Below are 16,937 nucleotides of genomic sequence, written 5' to 3' on the forward strand. Positions count from 1 at the left end.
CTCAGCCGCCGAACCTCGCACCGGAGGCAGCGCCCCAAATCGCCATCGTGAGAAGCATGTTGACGACGACCACGGTGGTGACCGCCGCCCGCATCGCGTGTCCGGCCGCGACGCCGACGCCCTCGGGCCCGCCGGCGGCGAAATAGCCGAAGTAGCACTGGATCGTCGACGCCAACCAGACGAACACCACCGCCTTGAGCACCGAGTAGATGATGTCGGCGCCGCTGAGCATCAACGAAAAGTAGTGCAGGTAAGCCCCTGTCGAGCCGCCACCGGACAGGCTGACCACCACCTGTGCGGTCAGATATCCCAGGCACAGGCACATGACGTACAGCGGCACCACCGCCACCGCCGAGGCCAGCATCCGGGTGGACACCAGGAACGGGATGGGCCGAATGGCGAGCGCCTCGAGGGCATCGATTTCTTCGTTGATGCGCATCGCGCCGAGCTGAGCGGTGAACCGGCAGCCGGACTGCATGGCGAACGCCAGCGCCGCCATCATCGGAATGAGCTCGCGCGTCGAAACCAGAGAGGACACGAAGCCGGTCGCCGGCCCCAGCCCCATCATGCCGAGCATGTTGTAGGCCTCGATGCCGATCATCGCGCCCGCGGCGATACCGAGCACCGCCGCGACACCCGCCGTCCCGCCGCCCGCGACGATCGAACCGTTGCCCCAGGTGACATCGGAGAGCAGCCGGAGAAACTCGGCGCGGTAGTGGCGCAACACAATCGGGATCGACGCGATCGACTCGATGAAGAACGACAGCATGTGACCGAGCCGTCGCACCGTCCGCGTGACCGAACGGACGGATGCCACGAGCGGTCGGGTACCGGGGACGAGATACGTCGAGGGCGTCATGGATCACAGCCCATGTTGCGGCACCATCAGCACGTAGATCTGGGTGATCGCCACGTTGAGCAGCATCAGCACCAGAATCGACTCCACCACCGCGGCGTTGACGGAATTGGCCACACCAGCGGGCCCGCCCTTGGTGCGCAGGCCCTTGTCGCATGCGACCACCGCGACGATCAACCCGAACAGCACCGCCTTGAACAAGGCGAGCATCAGGTCACCGACCGTCGCGAACGCGGAGAACGTGCTGACGAAACTTCCGGGCGCCCCGTGCTGGAAATAGACGTTGAACAAGTAGCTGGCGAAGAAGCCCACAAAGCACGTCGTGCCGGTGAGCCCGACGGCCACCAACATCGCCGCGGCCGCGCGCGGGACGACGAGGCGCCGGATGGGCGACACCCCCATGACTTCCATCGCGGCGACTTCCTCGCGCATGGTGCGCGAGCCGAGGTCGGCGGTGATCGCCGAGCCGACGGCGGAGGCCATCATGACCGCGGCCACCAGCGAGGCGCCCTGCCGGACGATCGCGAGCCCGCTCGCCGCGCCGGCCAACGACGTCGCGCCCACCTGGCCGGCCAGCAGCGCGAACTGCACGGACAACGTCACGCCGATCGGTATCGCCACCAACAGCGTCGGAATGACGGCGGTGCCCGACATGAATGCGCCCTGTCGGACGAACTCCCGCCACGCGAAGCGGCCGGTGACGATGTCGAGAATGAGGTATTGCAGGCAGCGCACCCCAAGGACGACCTGGTTGCCGGTGGTCTCGATGGCGGCCACCGGGTGGGCGCGCACGTAGCCGCGCACGGAGTCGGCGACGACGGCACGCTCGGGGACCCGGGGCGGGTCACACACGGACTGCTGCGACAACGATGCGTCTCCCTCTGGTGGGCTCCGATCTACCGCGGCGCACCGATCGGGACCCCCGAATTCGTGCGCCGACTAGCCCGTCGATATGTGATGCGCTTCATGGAATGCGGCCGACTGTGATCCACCGCACCGCGGATATTAGCCGAGCTTGGCGTTGCGTACTGAGCATTCAACCGAGCGGCTAGCAAGATCAGTTCGGTGGTCGGAAGGGCCGCAATTTGTTACGTCGAGGGCCGCGCTCGATGGGGTGGCCACGCCGCCTGGCTGGGAGTCCGGGCCGTTATGGCAACGTACCGACCGCATTGACGCACCAGTAAATCGACATGGTGGAGCCGGTTCAGCAAACGATTTAGCATGGAATTTCCGGGGCGGGTGAACGTGTCGAGAGTGTCGATCGCCGGAGGCGGTGATATTGGTCGGGACACAACCGCAGTGCCGGATACCGACGTGCGCTACAGTGACTCAAGCCACAGGTGGGAGCCGTGTGGCGCAAAAATAGGGCGGAAGGATCTCGCGTGGGCATTGGCATTCAGGTCGAAGGGTTGACCAAGTCCTTCGGGCCCCAGCGAATTTGGGAAGACGTGACGCTTGAAGTCCCGCCGGGTGAGGTCAGCGTGCTTCTGGGCCCGTCGGGTACCGGTAAGTCGGTTTTCTTGAAGTCACTGATCGGACTGCTGCGCCCCGAGCGCGGCAAGATCATCGTCGACGGCACCGACGTCATCCAGTGCACCGCCAAAGAGCTCTACGAGATCCGCACGCTGTTCGGTGTGATGTTCCAGGACGGCGCGCTGTTCGGCTCGATGAGCATCTACGACAACACCGCTTTCCCCTTGCGTGAGCACACCAAGAAAAAGGAAGGCGAGATCCGCAACATCGTCATGGAGAAGCTCGAGCTGGTCGGTCTGGCCGGCGACGAGAACAAGTTCCCCGGCGAGATCTCCGGTGGTATGCGCAAGCGCGCCGGGCTGGCCCGCTCGCTGGTGCTCGATCCGCAGATCATCCTCTGCGACGAGCCCGACTCCGGTCTGGACCCGGTCCGTACTGCTTATCTGTCGCAGTTGCTGATCGACATCAACGCGCAGATCGACGCCACGATCCTGATCGTCACGCACAACATCAACATCGCCCGCACCGTGCCGGACAACATGGGCATGCTGTTCCGTAAGAAGCTGGTCATGTTCGGGCCGCGCGAAGTGCTGCTGACCAGCGATGAGCCCGTCGTCAAGCAGTTCCTCAACGGCCGCCGGATCGGTCCGATCGGTATGTCGGAGGAGAAGGACGAGTCGACGATGGCCGAAGAGCAGGCCATGTTCGACGCCGGCCACCACGACGGCGGTGTCGAGGAGATCGAAGGCGTGCCGCCGCAGATCCAGGCGACGCCGGGTATGCCGGAGCGTCGCGCCGTGGGCCGCCGCCAGGCTCGGGTGCGCGAGATCCTGCACACCCTGCCGCCCAAGGCGCAGGCCGCGATCCGCGACGACCTCGAGGGCACGCACCAGTACGCGGGCAGCGAGTTCGGCGAGACCGAGACCGCCCGCCATCACGCGGTCGAGGACGACGCCCCGACCGGCGCCATCCCCACCGCCGAAAGGTAGCCCCACGCCGGGGTCGGAATGACCCGCCAGCACCTGCCCACGTTCTGCCGGATTTGCGAGCCGCTGTGCGGCATGATCGCGACCGTCGAGGACGGGCGGCTGGTCGAACTGCGCCCCGACAAGGACCATCCGGTCTCGAAAGGCTTTGCCTGCCAGAAGGGCATCGCGTTCGCCGAAGTTGTCAACGACCCCGACCGCGTCACCACCCCGCTGCGCAAGCGCGCCGACGGCCGCTTTGAGCCGGTGTCGTGGGATGCGGCGATGGCCGACATCACGCGGCGGCTCGCCGATCTTTGTCGTGCGCACGGCGCGGGCGCCATCGGCTGGTACTTCGGCAATCCCGGCGCGTTCAGCTACTCGCACACGTTGAGCCTCACCTCGTTGATGCTCGGCTTGGGCCCGCGCATGCATCTGTTCACCGCGGGCTCACAAGACGTCAACAACCGCTTCGTGGCCAGCCAACTGCTGTACGGCACCCCGCTGGCGCTGCCGGTGCCGGATGCGCTGCGCGCCGACCTGTTCGTCGTGATCGGCGCCAATCCCGTTGTGTCCCATGGCAGTGTGCTCACCCTGCCGAGGATCAAGGACCGCATGCAGGACGTCGTCAAGCGTGGCGGGCGGGTGCTGGTGATCGATCCGCGCAAGACTGAAACCGCGGCGGCGTTCGAATGGCTGGGCATCGTGCCCGACGGCGACGCCTACCTGCTGTTGTCACTGCTGCAGGTGATGTTCGCCGAGAACCTCGTGCACCGGGGCCGGTTGTCGCGTCAGGCCGACGGCGTCGTCTGGCTTGAGCAACTCGCCCGACCGTTCGCCCCAGAGGTCACCGCGCCGCACACCGGGATCGACCCGGATACGGTACGCACCCTGGCCCACGATCTGGTGCGCACCGAACGTGCCGCGGTGTACGGGCGCGTCGGCACCAGCACCGGCGAAAACGGCACGCTGACAACGTATCTGCTCGATGCGGTGAACCTGGTCGCCGGTAACCTCGACAGGCCCGGCGGCGCTATGTTCGGCCGGTACGGGTTGCCTGCGGAGCGGTGGCTGAACAAGGCAGGTGCGGCGTTGCTGCGCTCCGTCTATCACCGCAGGCGTTCCCGCATCGGCGGGTTTCCTTCGGTGCTCGGGTCCGAACCCGCCGGGGTGATGGCCAAGGAGATCACCACGCCCGGGCGCGGGCAGGTCAAGGCGTTGTTCGTCAGCGCGGGCAACCCGGTGCTGTCGGTGCCCGACGGTGACGAACTGGAATCCGCGTTGGCCGGACTGGATCTGATGGTGGGCATCGACCTCTACGTCAACGAGACATTGGCACACTGCGACTATGTGTTGCCCGCCGCCAGCATGTATGAACGCGACGACTTCCCGCTTCCGTTCCAGCCGCTGCAGCCCACGCCGTTTCGGCAGGCCACCGAGGCGGTGATCGCGCCGGTGGGGCAGGCGCGCGCAGAGTGGGAGATCATCGACGAGCTCACCCGGCGGTTGTGGCGTCGCACACCTGGTTTGGCGATGCTGGCGTTGGCGCGAAAAGCGGTGGGAGTCTTCGGTGTTCGGCTTTCACCGCAGCTGCTGGTCGATGCGCTGATCCGGCTGGGGGAAGGCGGCGACCGGTTCGGACTGCGGCGCGGCGGGTTGAGCTTCGCGGCGTTGACGCGCGCACACCCGCACGGGAAGGTGTTGGCGGCCAACCTGCGCGCCGGGGTGCTGCGCGAGGTCGTGGTGTATCGCGACCGACGAGTCCACTTGCGCCACGACGAGATCAGCGCCGAAGTCTCGAAGTTGACGCGACGCAGCGCGCCTGCTGGCTATCCGATGCGGTTGATCGGGATGCGGGAGGCTCGGTCGGAGAACTCGTGGATGCACAACTCACCGTTGTTGATGCGCGGCGAACGCACCCAGCACGCCCGCATGCACGTCGACGACGCCGCGGCGGCCGACATCGCCGATGGGGACGTCGTGCGGATCGCCTCGGTCAGCGGTGAGATCGAACTGCCGGTGATGGTCACCAAGGACATCGTCGCCGGTGTGGTCGCCGTCCCGCACGGCTGGGGGCATCCGGGCTCGGGCGGGTGGCGGTTGGCCAACGATGCGGGCGGCGCCAACGTCAACAAGCTGATGTCGAGCGACCCCGACGACATCGAGAGCCTGGCCGGGATGGCGAGGCTGACCGGTGTGCCGGTGCGCGTCACGCGGGCCTAGCTGGGCCTAACCCCGACCGAGACCGACGAAGAGGCGAGATCTACTCGCATTTTTCCGCCCGTTTGTCCCTTTCGGCGTCGTTGCGCGCAATAGATTTGCTACCCATGGGCGACTCGATCTTGAAATGGTTCGGCGCGGGCGTGGTGACCAGCGCGATGGTGGCGGCGATGCTTGCCGGCGCGGGCGCAGCGGTCGCCGACGACGACTCCGGTACTACCTCGAGTTCGACCAGCACCTCGGAGTCGTCGAAGTCGAGTTCGACTGAAGATAGCGAGGATTCGGCGGCCGACACCGAGGATGGCGAGCCCACCGAGCAGGAGCCCGCTGCCGTCGACGAGGAAGAGCCGGCCGTCGAGGAAGAGCCCGTCGACGAGGAAGAGCCGGCCGTCGACGAGGAGGAGCTCGTCGACGAGGAAGAGCCCGTCGTCGAGGAAGAGCGTGCCGACGACCGCTCCGACAACGACCGCGGCGTCGACACCTCCGCGGCCGCGCAACCCACGACCCGGCCCGTGGCCCAGCAGGCACCCGAAGAAGAAGCCCCCGTCGACACCGAGCGCGAGGACAGCACCGCCGTCGCCGCCGAGGACGACGAGGCCGCCGAAACCGACGTCGCACCGGCGGCCGCACAGCGCGCCACCGTCGTCGTCGAGGACGTCGCCGCGGAGCTCAAGGCCATCCCGAAGGTCGAGGCGATCACGTTCGCCGCCGCGGCGCCTGCCGTCAGCGCCACCGCGTTCCGCAACCCGCTGACCACCGTGCTCGACTTCATCGGCACCGTCGTCTTCGGCATCTATGCCGCGGCGATCCGGGTGTTCGGTGGATCGGCGACGCTTCCGCTGGGCAGCTCGGTGACGGTGCGCAGCACCACGCTGCGGATCGACTGCGGCTGCGCGCCGGGGGAGGGCACCAATGTGCCGGTGGACTGGTACTTCCCCGAAGGCGCCGAGGAGAATCCGCCGGACCGGATGATCTACCTGCAGCACGGCTTCCTGGCCGCGGGCCCGTGGTACAGCTACACCGCGGCGGCGCTGGCCACCCAGACCGACAGCATCGTCGTCGCGCCGTCGATCACCTCGAACTTCTTGGCCGCCGACGCCTGCTGGCTCGGCGCCCCGTCGATGCACGAGGCCATCGCCGGCCTGTTCAACGAGGACAACACCGCGCTGGCGGAAAGCGTCGCGCGCACCGGCTACACCGGGCCGGTTCCCGACCGGGTGGTGCTGATGGGCCACTCGCTGGGCGGCGGCGCGGTGTCGGGAGCGGCCGGCTACATGGCCGACAACGGCACGGCCGACCGGCTGGCCGGTGTGGTGCTGCTCGACGGTGTCGGTCTGGACGATTCGATGACCGACGCCTTGCGGAAGGTGCCGCTCGACATCCCGATCTATCAGATCGCCGCACCGCGCTACTTCTGGAACCAGTTCGGCGTCGGCAGCACCGCGCTGCTGGACGCCCGGCCCGGTCAGTTCGTCGGCGTCACGCTGGAAGGCGGCTCGCACGTCGACACGATGCGCGGCGGCAACCCGCTGATCCAGTTCGCCCAGCAGGCGGTGTCCGGGTTCTCCCAGCCGCGCAACGTGGCGGCGGCCCGGCACCTGATGGTGACCTGGGCAAACGACATGTTCGCCGGCGACCAGGCCACGGGGGTCTATGACCTGGGGCCCGGTGAGCGGCTGGAGATGCGGAACCCTGGCGGCCTGGCCGTCATGGTCGGGCTGCCCAACCCGTTGACCAAGCTGTTCCCGCTCAACCTGCTGCAACCGTTCGTCCAGCTGGGTGACGGCATCTTCCGCTTCAGCCCGGCGTGCACCGCCGCCTCCATCGGTGGTGCGGCGGCGGCGGAATCGTGCTCGTCCTCGATTGCCGCGTGATTGCCTGATGTGCTGTCCGGGTTGCTATGGGCGAGATTGCGCCCAGGGTTGCGCACAGCCCTCACATCAATCTCGGTCATAGCACGCACAACGGGGTGGTACTCCAGCACGCTTGAAACCCAAAACTCCACACCAAACACCGCGTTATCTCTTGACGGAAAGGCCACGACGCGCCAGTCTGTTGGACAGCATGTGTGCAAGGGTTTATGACGCCAGCCAGCGACCCCTGTGATTACGCACACGGTGGTTGAGGAATGCGCCGTCCTGCGCTATTGTTGGACGTTGCGCTGGCTGCGTCCTGCCCACCTAAACCCGCACTTGACACCGCTGTCCTAGCCTGAGCTCCGCTCGGTGATCTAGTCGCGTGCCGCTTGTTCGGGAGGCTGTGGTTCCTGGAGAGGCCAGCCGAACCGATGCAGATATCGCGGCCGTTCGGGAAAACCGGCTCAACCGGTCTTCCAGATAGTCGCATGAGGTGCTGGAAGGATGCATCTTGGCAGGGTCCCGCCCAAACAAGACAGCTGTAGCTAACCCCAATAACTCCGTCCCAGGAGCACCCAACCGAATTACCTTTGCCAAGCTCCATGAACCGCTCGAGGTTCCGGGGCTTCTTGATGTGCAGACCGAGTCGTTCCAGTGGTTGATCGGCTCGGATGAGTGGAAAGAAAAGGCCAAGGGCCGCGGCGACGTGAACCCGGTCGGTGGCCTCGAAGAGGTGCTCACCGAGCTCTCGCCGATCGAGGACTTTGCGGGCAACTTGTCGCTGACGTTCACCGATCCGCGCTTCGACGACGTCAAGGCGTCGGTGGACGAGTGCAAAGACAAGGACATGACGTACGCGGCCCCGCTGTTCGTCACGGCCGAGTTCATGAACGCCGAGAGCGGCGAGATCAAGAGCCAGACGGTCTTCATGGGTGACTTCCCGATGATGACCGAGAAGGGCACCTTCATCATCAACGGCACCGAGCGTGTCGTGGTGTCCCAGCTGGTCCGCTCGCCCGGCGTGTACTTCGACGAGACGATCGACAAGTCCACCGAGAAGACGCTGCACAGCGTCAAGGTGATCCCCGGCCGCGGCGCGTGGCTGGAGTTCGACGTCGACAAGCGCGACACCGTCGGCGTGCGCATCGACCGCAAGCGCCGTCAGCCCGTCACCGTGCTGCTCAAGGCACTGGGCTGGACCAGCGAGCAGATCACCGAGCGGTTCGGCTTCTCCGAGATCATGATGTCGACGCTGGAGAAGGACAACACCGCCGGAACCGACGAGGCGCTGCTCGACATTTACCGCAAGCTGCGTCCGGGCGAGCCGCCGACCAAGGAATCCGCGCAGACCCTGCTGGAGAACCTGTTCTTCAAGGAGAAGCGCTACGACCTGGCCCGCGTCGGCCGCTACAAGGTCAACAAGAAGCTGGGCCTGAACCCCGGTGAGCCGATCACCACGACCACGCTCACCGAAGAGGACATCGTCGCCACGATCGAGTACCTGGTGCGCCTGCACCAGAACGATCAGACGATGACGGTCCCCGGCGGCGCCGAGGTGCCCGTTGAGGTCGACGACATCGACCACTTCGGTAACCGTCGTCTGCGCACGGTCGGCGAGCTCATCCAGAATCAGATCCGCGTCGGCCTGTCGCGCATGGAGCGCGTCGTGCGCGAGCGGATGACGACCCAGGACGTCGAGGCGATCACGCCGCAGACCCTGATCAACATCCGTCCCGTCGTGGCGGCGATCAAGGAGTTCTTCGGCACCAGCCAGCTGTCGCAGTTCATGGACCAGAACAACCCGCTGTCCGGGCTCACCCACAAGCGCCGCCTTTCGGCGCTGGGCCCCGGCGGTCTGTCCCGTGAGCGCGCCGGCCTCGAGGTCCGCGACGTGCACCCCAGCCACTACGGCCGGATGTGCCCGATCGAGACGCCGGAGGGTCCCAACATCGGCCTGATCGGGTCGCTTTCGGTGTACGCGCGGGTCAACCCGTTCGGCTTCATCGAGACGCCGTACCGCAAGGTGCGCGACGGCATCGTCACCGACGAGATCGAGTACCTGACCGCCGACGAGGAGGACCGCCACGTCGTGGCGCAGGCCAACTCGCCGATCGACGACAAGGGTCGCTTCCTCGAGGAGCGGGTGCTGGTCCGTCGTAAGGGCGGCGAGGTCGAGCAGATCTCGTCGAGCGGGGTCGACTACATGGACGTCTCACCGCGCCAGATGGTGTCGGTCGCGACGGCGATGATCCCGTTCCTCGAGCACGACGACGCCAACCGCGCCCTGATGGGTGCCAACATGCAGCGCCAGGCGGTTCCGCTGGTGCGCAGCGAGGCCCCGTTGGTCGGTACCGGCATGGAACTGCGCGCCGCGATCGACGCCGGTGACGTCGTCGTCGCCGACAAGGCCGGCGTGATCGAGGAGGTCTCCGCCGACTACATCACGGTGATGGCCGACGACGGCACCCGGCACACCTACCGGATGCGTAAGTTCGCCCGGTCCAACCACGGCACCTGCGCCAACCAGCGCCCGATCGTCGACGCCGGCGTCCGGGTGGAGGCCGGCCAGGTGATCGCGGACGGGCCGTGCACCGAGAACGGTGAGATGGCGCTGGGCAAGAACCTGCTCGTCGCCGTCATGCCGTGGGAGGGCCACAACTATGAGGACGCGATCATCCTCTCCAACCGCCTGGTCGAAGAGGACGTGCTCACCTCGATCCACATCGAGGAGCACGAGATCGACGCCCGCGACACCAAGCTGGGCGCCGAGGAGATCACCCGGGACATCCCGAACGTCTCCGATGAGGTGCTGGCCGACCTCGACGAGCGCGGCATCGTCCGCATCGGCGCCGAGGTCCGCGACGGCGACATCCTGGTCGGCAAGGTCACCCCGAAGGGTGAAACCGAGCTGACCCCGGAGGAGCGGTTGCTCCGCGCGATCTTCGGTGAGAAGGCCCGCGAGGTCCGCGACACGTCGCTCAAGGTGCCGCACGGTGAGTCCGGCAAGGTCATCGGGATCCGCGTGTTCTCCCGCGAGGACGACGATGAGCTGCCCGCCGGCGTCAACGAGTTGGTGCGCGTCTACGTCGCGCAGAAGCGCAAGATCTCCGACGGCGACAAGCTCGCCGGACGCCACGGCAACAAGGGCGTCATCGGCAAGATCCTGCCCGTCGAGGACATGCCGTTCCTGCCCGATGGCACGCCGGTGGACATCATCCTCAACACCCACGGTGTGCCGCGACGGATGAACATCGGCCAGATCCTGGAGACCCATCTGGGCTGGGCCGCGCACAGCGGCTGGAAGGTCGAAGGTAAGCCGGACTGGGCCGACCAGTTGCCCGACGATCTGATGGAGGCCGAGCCGAACACCATCGTCTCGACCCCGGTGTTCGACGGCGCCACCGGTGACGAGCTGCTGGGCCTGCTGGCCTCGACGCTGCCCAACCGCGACGGCGAGAAGCTGGTCGACTCCGACGGCAAGGCGATGCTGTACGACGGGCGCTCCGGTGAACCGTTCCCGTACCCGGTGACGGTTGGCTATATGTACATCCTCAAGCTGCACCACTTGGTGGACGACAAGATTCACGCGCGTTCCACCGGGCCGTACTCGATGATCACCCAGCAGCCGCTGGGCGGTAAGGCGCAGTTCGGCGGTCAGCGGTTCGGCGAGATGGAATGTTGGGCCATGCAGGCCTACGGCGCGGCGTACACGCTGCAGGAGCTGTTGACCATCAAGTCCGACGACACCGTCGGCCGGGTCAAGGTGTACGAGGCGATCGTCAAGGGCGAGAACATCCCCGAGCCGGGCATTCCGGAGTCGTTCAAGGTTCTGCTCAAGGAACTGCAGTCGCTGTGCCTCAACGTCGAGGTGCTCTCCAGTGACGGTGCGGCGATCGAGATGCGTGACGGCGACGACGAGGACCTGGAGCGCGCTGCGGCGAACCTGGGAATCAACCTGTCGCGCAACGAATCTGCCTCTGTCGAGGACTTGGCTTAGCGATGAGCGCTTGCGCGAAGAGCATTGAGCACAGTCGCGGCACCGCCGCGGGCACTAGTTAGTTAGTTTCTAAACCCGCAAGGGGAAAGGGAGTTACGTGTTAGACGTCAACTTCTTCGATGAGCTCCGGATTGGCCTTGCCACTGCGGAGGACATCCGGAATTGGTCCTACGGTGAAGTCAAGAAGCCGGAGACCATCAACTACCGCACGCTGAAGCCGGAGAAGGACGGCCTGTTCTGCGAGAAGATCTTCGGACCGACTCGGGACTGGGAGTGCTACTGCGGTAAGTACAAGCGGGTCCGCTTCAAGGGCATCATCTGTGAGCGCTGCGGCGTCGAGGTGACCCGCGCCAAGGTGCGTCGTGAGCGGATGGGCCACATCGAGCTGGCCGCACCGGTCACCCACATCTGGTACTTCAAGGGTGTGCCGTCGCGGCTCGGCTATCTGCTCGACCTGGCGCCCAAGGATCTCGAGAAGATCATCTACTTCGCGGCCTACGTCATCACCGAGGTCGACGACGAGATGCGCCACAACGAGCTGTCGACGCTCGAGGCCGAAATGGCCGTGGAGCGCAAGGCCGTTGAGGACCAGCGTGATTCGGATCTGGAGGCCCGTGCGCAGAAGCTCGAGGCCGACCTGGCCGAGCTGGAGGCCGAAGGCGCCAAGGCCGACGTGCGCCGCAAGGTGCGCGACGGCGGCGAGCGCGAGATGCGTCAGCTTCGCGACCGCGCCCAGCGTGAGCTGGACCGGCTCGAGGAGATTTGGACCACCTTCACCAAGCTGGCGCCCAAGCAGCTGATCGTCGACGAGCTGCTCTACCGCGAGCTGCAGGACCGCTACGGCGAGTACTTCACCGGCGCGATGGGTGCGGAGGCCATCAAGCGGCTGATCGAGAACTTCGACATCGAGGCCGAGGCCGATTCGCTGCGCGAGACGATTCGCAGTGGCAAGGGGCAGAAGAAGCTTCGTGCGCTCAAGCGGCTCAAGGTGGTCGCGGCGTTCCAGCAGTCGAGCAACTCGCCGATGGGCATGGTGCTCGACGCGGTTCCGGTGATCCCGCCGGAGCTGCGCCCGATGGTGCAGCTCGACGGTGGCCGGTTCGCCACGTCGGACCTCAACGACCTGTACCGCCGCGTAATCAACCGCAACAACCGGCTCAAGAGGCTGATCGACCTGGGTGCGCCCGAGATCATCGTCAACAACGAGAAGCGCATGCTTCAGGAGTCGGTAGACGCGCTGTTCGACAACGGCCGGCGCGGACGTCCGGTCACCGGGCCGGGTAACCGCCCGCTGAAGTCGCTGTCGGACCTGTTGAAGGGTAAGCAGGGTCGGTTCCGTCAGAACCTGCTCGGCAAGCGCGTCGACTACTCGGGCCGTTCGGTCATCGTGGTCGGCCCGCAGCTCAAGCTGCACCAGTGCGGTCTGCCCAAGCTGATGGCACTCGAGCTGTTCAAGCCGTTCGTGATGAAGCGTCTGGTCGACCTGAACCACGCGCAGAACATCAAGAGCGCCAAGCGGATGGTGGAGCGTCAGCGTCCGCAGGTGTGGGATGTGCTCGAAGAGGTGATCGGCGAGCATCCGGTGCTGCTGAACCGCGCACCGACGCTGCACCGCCTCGGCATCCAGGCGTTCGAGCCACAGCTGGTGGAGGGCAAGGCGATTCAGCTGCACCCGCTGGTGTGTGAGGCTTTCAACGCCGACTTCGACGGCGACCAGATGGCCGTGCACCTTCCGCTGTCGGCGGAGGCGCAGGCCGAGGCTCGCATCCTGATGCTGTCCTCGAACAACATCCTGTCGCCGGCGTCGGGCCGCCCGCTGGCCATGCCGCGTCTGGACATGGTGACCGGGTTGTACTACCTGACCACGATGATCGACGGCGAGGCCGGCGAATACACGCCTGCCGCCAAGGATTCCCCGGAGTCGGGTGTGTACAGCTCACCCGCCGAGGCCATCATGGCGATGGACCGCGGTGCGCTGTCGGTGCGCGCCAAGATCCGGGTGCGGTTGACGCAGCTGCGTCCGCCCGCCGATATCGAGGCCGAACTGTTTCCCGACGGCTGGAATCCGGGCGATGCCTGGACGGCCGATACGACGCTGGGCCGGGTGATGTTCAACGAGCTTCTGCCGGTGCAATATCCGTTCGTCAACGAGCAGATGCACAAGAAGGTGCAGGCCCGCATCGTCAACGATCTCGCCGAGCGGTACCCGATGATCGTGGTGGCGCAGACCGTCGACAAGCTCAAGGACGCCGGCTTCTACTGGGCCACCCGCTCGGGTGTCACCGTGTCGATGGCCGACGTGCTGGTGCCGCCGGAGAAGCAGGAGATCCTCGAGCGCTACGAGAAGGAAGCCGACGGGATCGAAAAGCAGTACCAGCGCGGCAAGCTCAACCACGAGGAGCGCAACGGCGAGCTGGTCAAGATCTGGCAGACCGCCACCGAAGAGGTGGGTGAGGCGCTGCGTAGCCACTACCCGTCGGACAACCCGATCATCCTGATCGTCGACTCCGGCGCCACGGGTAACTTCACCCAGACCCGCACGCTGGCCGGCATGAAGGGTCTGGTGACCAACCCGAAGGGTGAGTTCATCCCGCGTCCGATCAAGTCCTCGTTCCGTGAGGGCCTGACGGTGCTGGAGTACTTCATCAACACCCACGGCGCCCGAAAGGGTCTGGCGGACACCGCGCTTCGCACCGCCGACTCGGGTTACCTGACCCGCCGTCTGGTGGACGTGAGCCAAGACGTCATCGTTCGCGAGACCGACTGCGAGACCGAGCGTGGCATCAACGTCACGCTGGCCGAACTGCAGGGCAGCGGCAAGGATGCGGACTTGGTGCGCGATCAGCACATCGAGACGTCGGCCTACGCACGGACGCTGGCCACCGACGCCGTCGACGCCAAGGGCAACGTGGTCGTCGAGCGCGGCCACGACCTGGGCGACCCGGCCATCGAGGCACTGCTGGCCGCGGGTATCACCGAGGTGAAGGTCCGCTCCGTGCTGACCTGCGCCACCGGCACCGGCGTGTGCGCCAAGTGCTACGGCCGTTCGATGGCGACGGGCAAGCTCGTCGACATCGGCGAGGCCGTCGGCATCGTCGCCGCGCAGTCCATCGGCGAGCCCGGCACGCAGCTGACCATGCGTACGTTCCACCAGGGCGGCGTCACCGGCGGTAGCGATATCACCGGTGGTCTGCCACGCGTGCAGGAGCTGTTCGAGGCGCGCATCCCGCGAGACAAAGCGCCCATCGCCGACGTCTCGGGTCGGGTGCAGCTCGAGGAGGGCGAGCGCTTCTACAAGATCACCATCATTCCCGACGATGGCGGCGAAGAAGTGGTGTACGACAAGCTGTCTCGTCGTCAGCGCCTGAAGGTGTTCAGGCACGAGGACGGCACCGAGCGGCTGCTCGCCGACGGCGACCACGTCGAGGTGGGCCAGCAGCTGATGGAAGGCTCCGCCGATCCGCACGAGGTGCTGCGCGTCCAGGGCCCGCGCGAGGTGCAGATCCACCTCGTCAAGGAGGTCCAGGAGGTCTACCGTGCTCAGGGCGTGTCGATCCACGACAAGCACATCGAGGTGATCGTCCGGCAGATGCTGCGGCGCGTGACGATCATCGATTCGGGTGCGACGGAGTTCCTGCCCGGCTCGCTCACCGAGCGGTCCGAGTTCGAGTCCGAGAACCGTCGGGTGGTCGCCGAGGGCGGCGAGCCCGCGGCCGGTCGTCCGGTGCTGATGGGTATCACCAAGGCGTCGCTGGCCACCGATTCGTGGCTGTCGGCGGCGTCGTTCCAGGAGACCACTCGCGTGCTGACCGATGCGGCGATCAACTGCCGCAGCGACAAGCTGATGGGTCTGAAGGAGAACGTGATCATCGGCAAGCTGATCCCGGCCGGTACGGGTATCAACCGTTACCGCAACATCCAGGTGCAGCCGACCGAAGAGGCCCGTGCCGCTGCGTACACGATCCCGTCCTACGAGGATCAGTACTACAGCCCGGACTTCGGCCAGGCCACCGGTGCGGCGGTGCCGTTGGACGACTACGGCTACAGCGACTACCGGTAGTTGTTGACGCGAAAACCCCCGGGGTTCGCCCCGGGGGTTTTCGTTGCTTCGGCGGCAGGGGGCGCGAACGTGGGTTACCCGCACGCCCCGAGCCGGTTTCGCGTGACGCGCGCCCACACTCGGCGGGCTAATTTGCCTTTCGGCGTCGGCGCAGCCGCCACGGATGCTTGTCGTGCGGCCACATCTTTTCGATCTCGGCGTTGAACTCCGCGCCGAGCAACACCGCGAAAGCCGTGATATAGAGCCACAGGACAACGGCGATCGGCACGGCGAGCTGACTGTAGACCGCGTCGTCGCGCGCACTGACCGCCAGATAGGCGCGCAGGCCTGCCGAGGCCACCAGCCACAGGACCATCGCCAGCACCGCCCCGGGTATGTCGCGGCGCCAAGGGGTTCGCCACGGCACACCGAAGTGATACAGCGTGACCAGCCCGACCAGGATCAGCAGCGCCACCCCCGGCCAGAACAGCAGATCCAATGTGCGCAACGTGCTGTCGGTCAACGGGTCGGGCGTCACCCACGCCACGAGGTCGGGTCCCAGGACGAGCGGCGGCAGGATCGCCACGGCACCGAGGAGCCCGGCGATGGTCAGCCCCATCGCCAGCAGCCGTCGCCGCCATGCGGGCCGGGGCTCGACCCCGTAGGCGATGGTGATCGTCTCCAGGTACCGGTTCACCGCCCGCGAGCCCGTCCACAGGCTGAGCAGGATGCCGATGGAGATCACGCTTCCGCGCGACTGGGCAAGCCCGGCCTCGACCACGCGACGGTATGACTCGAAGGTTCGTTCGGCGAGAAAGGAGCTGGGCACCTCCAGCAGCAGCCGGTGCAGTTGCTCAGTGCCTTCCGGGCCGAGCGCTCCCGCGATGAACCCCAGCGAGCCGAGCACCGCAATCAGCAGCGACGGCAGCGAGATCAGCGAGAACAGCGCGACCTCGGCGGCCAGCCCGGGTACCCGGTCCCGCAGTGTGTCGTTGACCGTGCGGACGAGCAGCCGGCCGGCCTGCCGCGCAGGTCGGGGCGCACGCGACAGATTGGATAGTGCGCGTCGTTGCAGTGTCGAACGGGCGGAGGCGACCGTGTCAGCCCACGACGAGAACGGTGCCCGGTCGCTTCCAGATGCCACGCTCCGAGCCTAGGGGCGCGCGTCGAACCCGGGTTATCCGGATTCGCGCACGATGCAGCATGAAGCGGATGAACGCGGGCATATCCGTGGCGTTCTCGTCGTGGTAGACGCGCGGCGACCCGACCTGATAACGACGGCCGCGGGCCTCGATCTCGCAGCCGTCGGCCGCCAGCACATTGCGCACCCAGTCGGCCTCAAAGCCGTACGTCAAGGCGATGACGAAACCGCCCTGTCGCCGAAACGCCCACAGCGGGGTCCGGTAGAGGCGCTGCGATTTGCGGCCGCGGTGACTCCTCTTCGTACGGCACCAGGACCGTGGCGCCGACGGCGTTTCGGTCACCGATAGCGCGGTGCGCTTCGGCGCCGTAGCCGTGCATCCTGATCGCC

9 protein-coding genes are annotated in these 16,937 nt (G+C 66.4%); 5 read left to right on the forward strand and 4 right to left on the reverse strand.

Annotated elements, in window-relative coordinates; all coding sequences use genetic code 11:
* Position 1: 1 nt before the first annotated feature.
* Positions 2-859, reverse strand: a complete 858-nt coding sequence (locus tag ABQE44_RS03715; RefSeq protein WP_448428369.1) for an MlaE family ABC transporter permease — start codon at positions 857-859, stop codon at positions 2-4.
* Positions 860-862: 3 nt separating this feature from the next.
* A complete protein-coding gene (locus ABQE44_RS03720) occupies positions 863-1,708 on the reverse strand; it encodes an MlaE family ABC transporter permease (RefSeq protein WP_448428775.1) in 846 nt (281 codons plus the stop codon).
* A 530-nt stretch (positions 1,709-2,238) separates the two neighbouring features.
* Between ABQE44_RS03720 and ABQE44_RS03725 the strand changes: the two genes are divergently transcribed.
* The 5 genes from ABQE44_RS03725 (at position 2,239) to ABQE44_RS03745 (ending at position 15,427) form a co-directional block, all read left to right on the forward strand.
* The gene (locus ABQE44_RS03725) at positions 2,239-3,318 is read left to right on the forward strand and encodes an ABC transporter ATP-binding protein (protein WP_448428371.1); all 1,080 of its coding nucleotides are present in this window, start codon (positions 2,239-2,241) and stop codon (positions 3,316-3,318) included.
* Between the two features lie 18 nt (positions 3,319-3,336).
* Positions 3,337-5,517: a molybdopterin-dependent oxidoreductase gene (locus tag ABQE44_RS03730; RefSeq protein ID WP_448428373.1), complete on the forward strand. Its 2,181-nt coding sequence runs from the start codon at positions 3,337-3,339 to the stop codon at positions 5,515-5,517.
* 104 nt (positions 5,518-5,621) lie between these two features.
* Positions 5,622-7,388 carry an alpha/beta hydrolase gene (locus tag ABQE44_RS03735; protein WP_448428375.1) on the forward strand — a complete coding sequence of 589 codons (1,767 nt, stop codon included), beginning with the start codon at positions 5,622-5,624 and terminating at the stop codon, positions 7,386-7,388.
* A 475-nt stretch (positions 7,389-7,863) separates the two neighbouring features.
* Positions 7,864-11,367, forward strand: coding sequence for a DNA-directed RNA polymerase subunit beta (gene rpoB, locus ABQE44_RS03740; protein WP_448392725.1), 3,504 nt, complete (start codon positions 7,864-7,866; stop codon positions 11,365-11,367).
* Positions 11,368-11,464: 97 nt separating this feature from the next.
* Positions 11,465-15,427: a DNA-directed RNA polymerase subunit beta' gene (locus ABQE44_RS03745; RefSeq protein ID WP_448428377.1), complete on the forward strand. Its 3,963-nt coding sequence runs from the start codon at positions 11,465-11,467 to the stop codon at positions 15,425-15,427.
* A gap of 127 nt (positions 15,428-15,554) precedes the next feature.
* Here the strand turns inward: ABQE44_RS03745 and ABQE44_RS03750 are convergent, their stop codons facing one another.
* The gene (locus tag ABQE44_RS03750) at positions 15,555-16,550 is read right to left on the reverse strand and encodes a YihY/virulence factor BrkB family protein (protein WP_448428379.1); all 996 of its coding nucleotides are present in this window, start codon (positions 16,548-16,550) and stop codon (positions 15,555-15,557) included.
* Positions 16,507-16,890, reverse strand: coding sequence for a PNPOx family protein (locus tag ABQE44_RS03755; protein ID WP_448392728.1), 384 nt, complete (start codon positions 16,888-16,890; stop codon positions 16,507-16,509). The genes ABQE44_RS03750 and ABQE44_RS03755 overlap by 44 nt, the downstream gene beginning before the upstream one ends.
* Positions 16,891-16,937: the final 47 nt, after the last annotated feature.

The sequence above is a fragment of the Mycolicibacterium sp. XJ2546 genome (assembly GCF_053483195.1).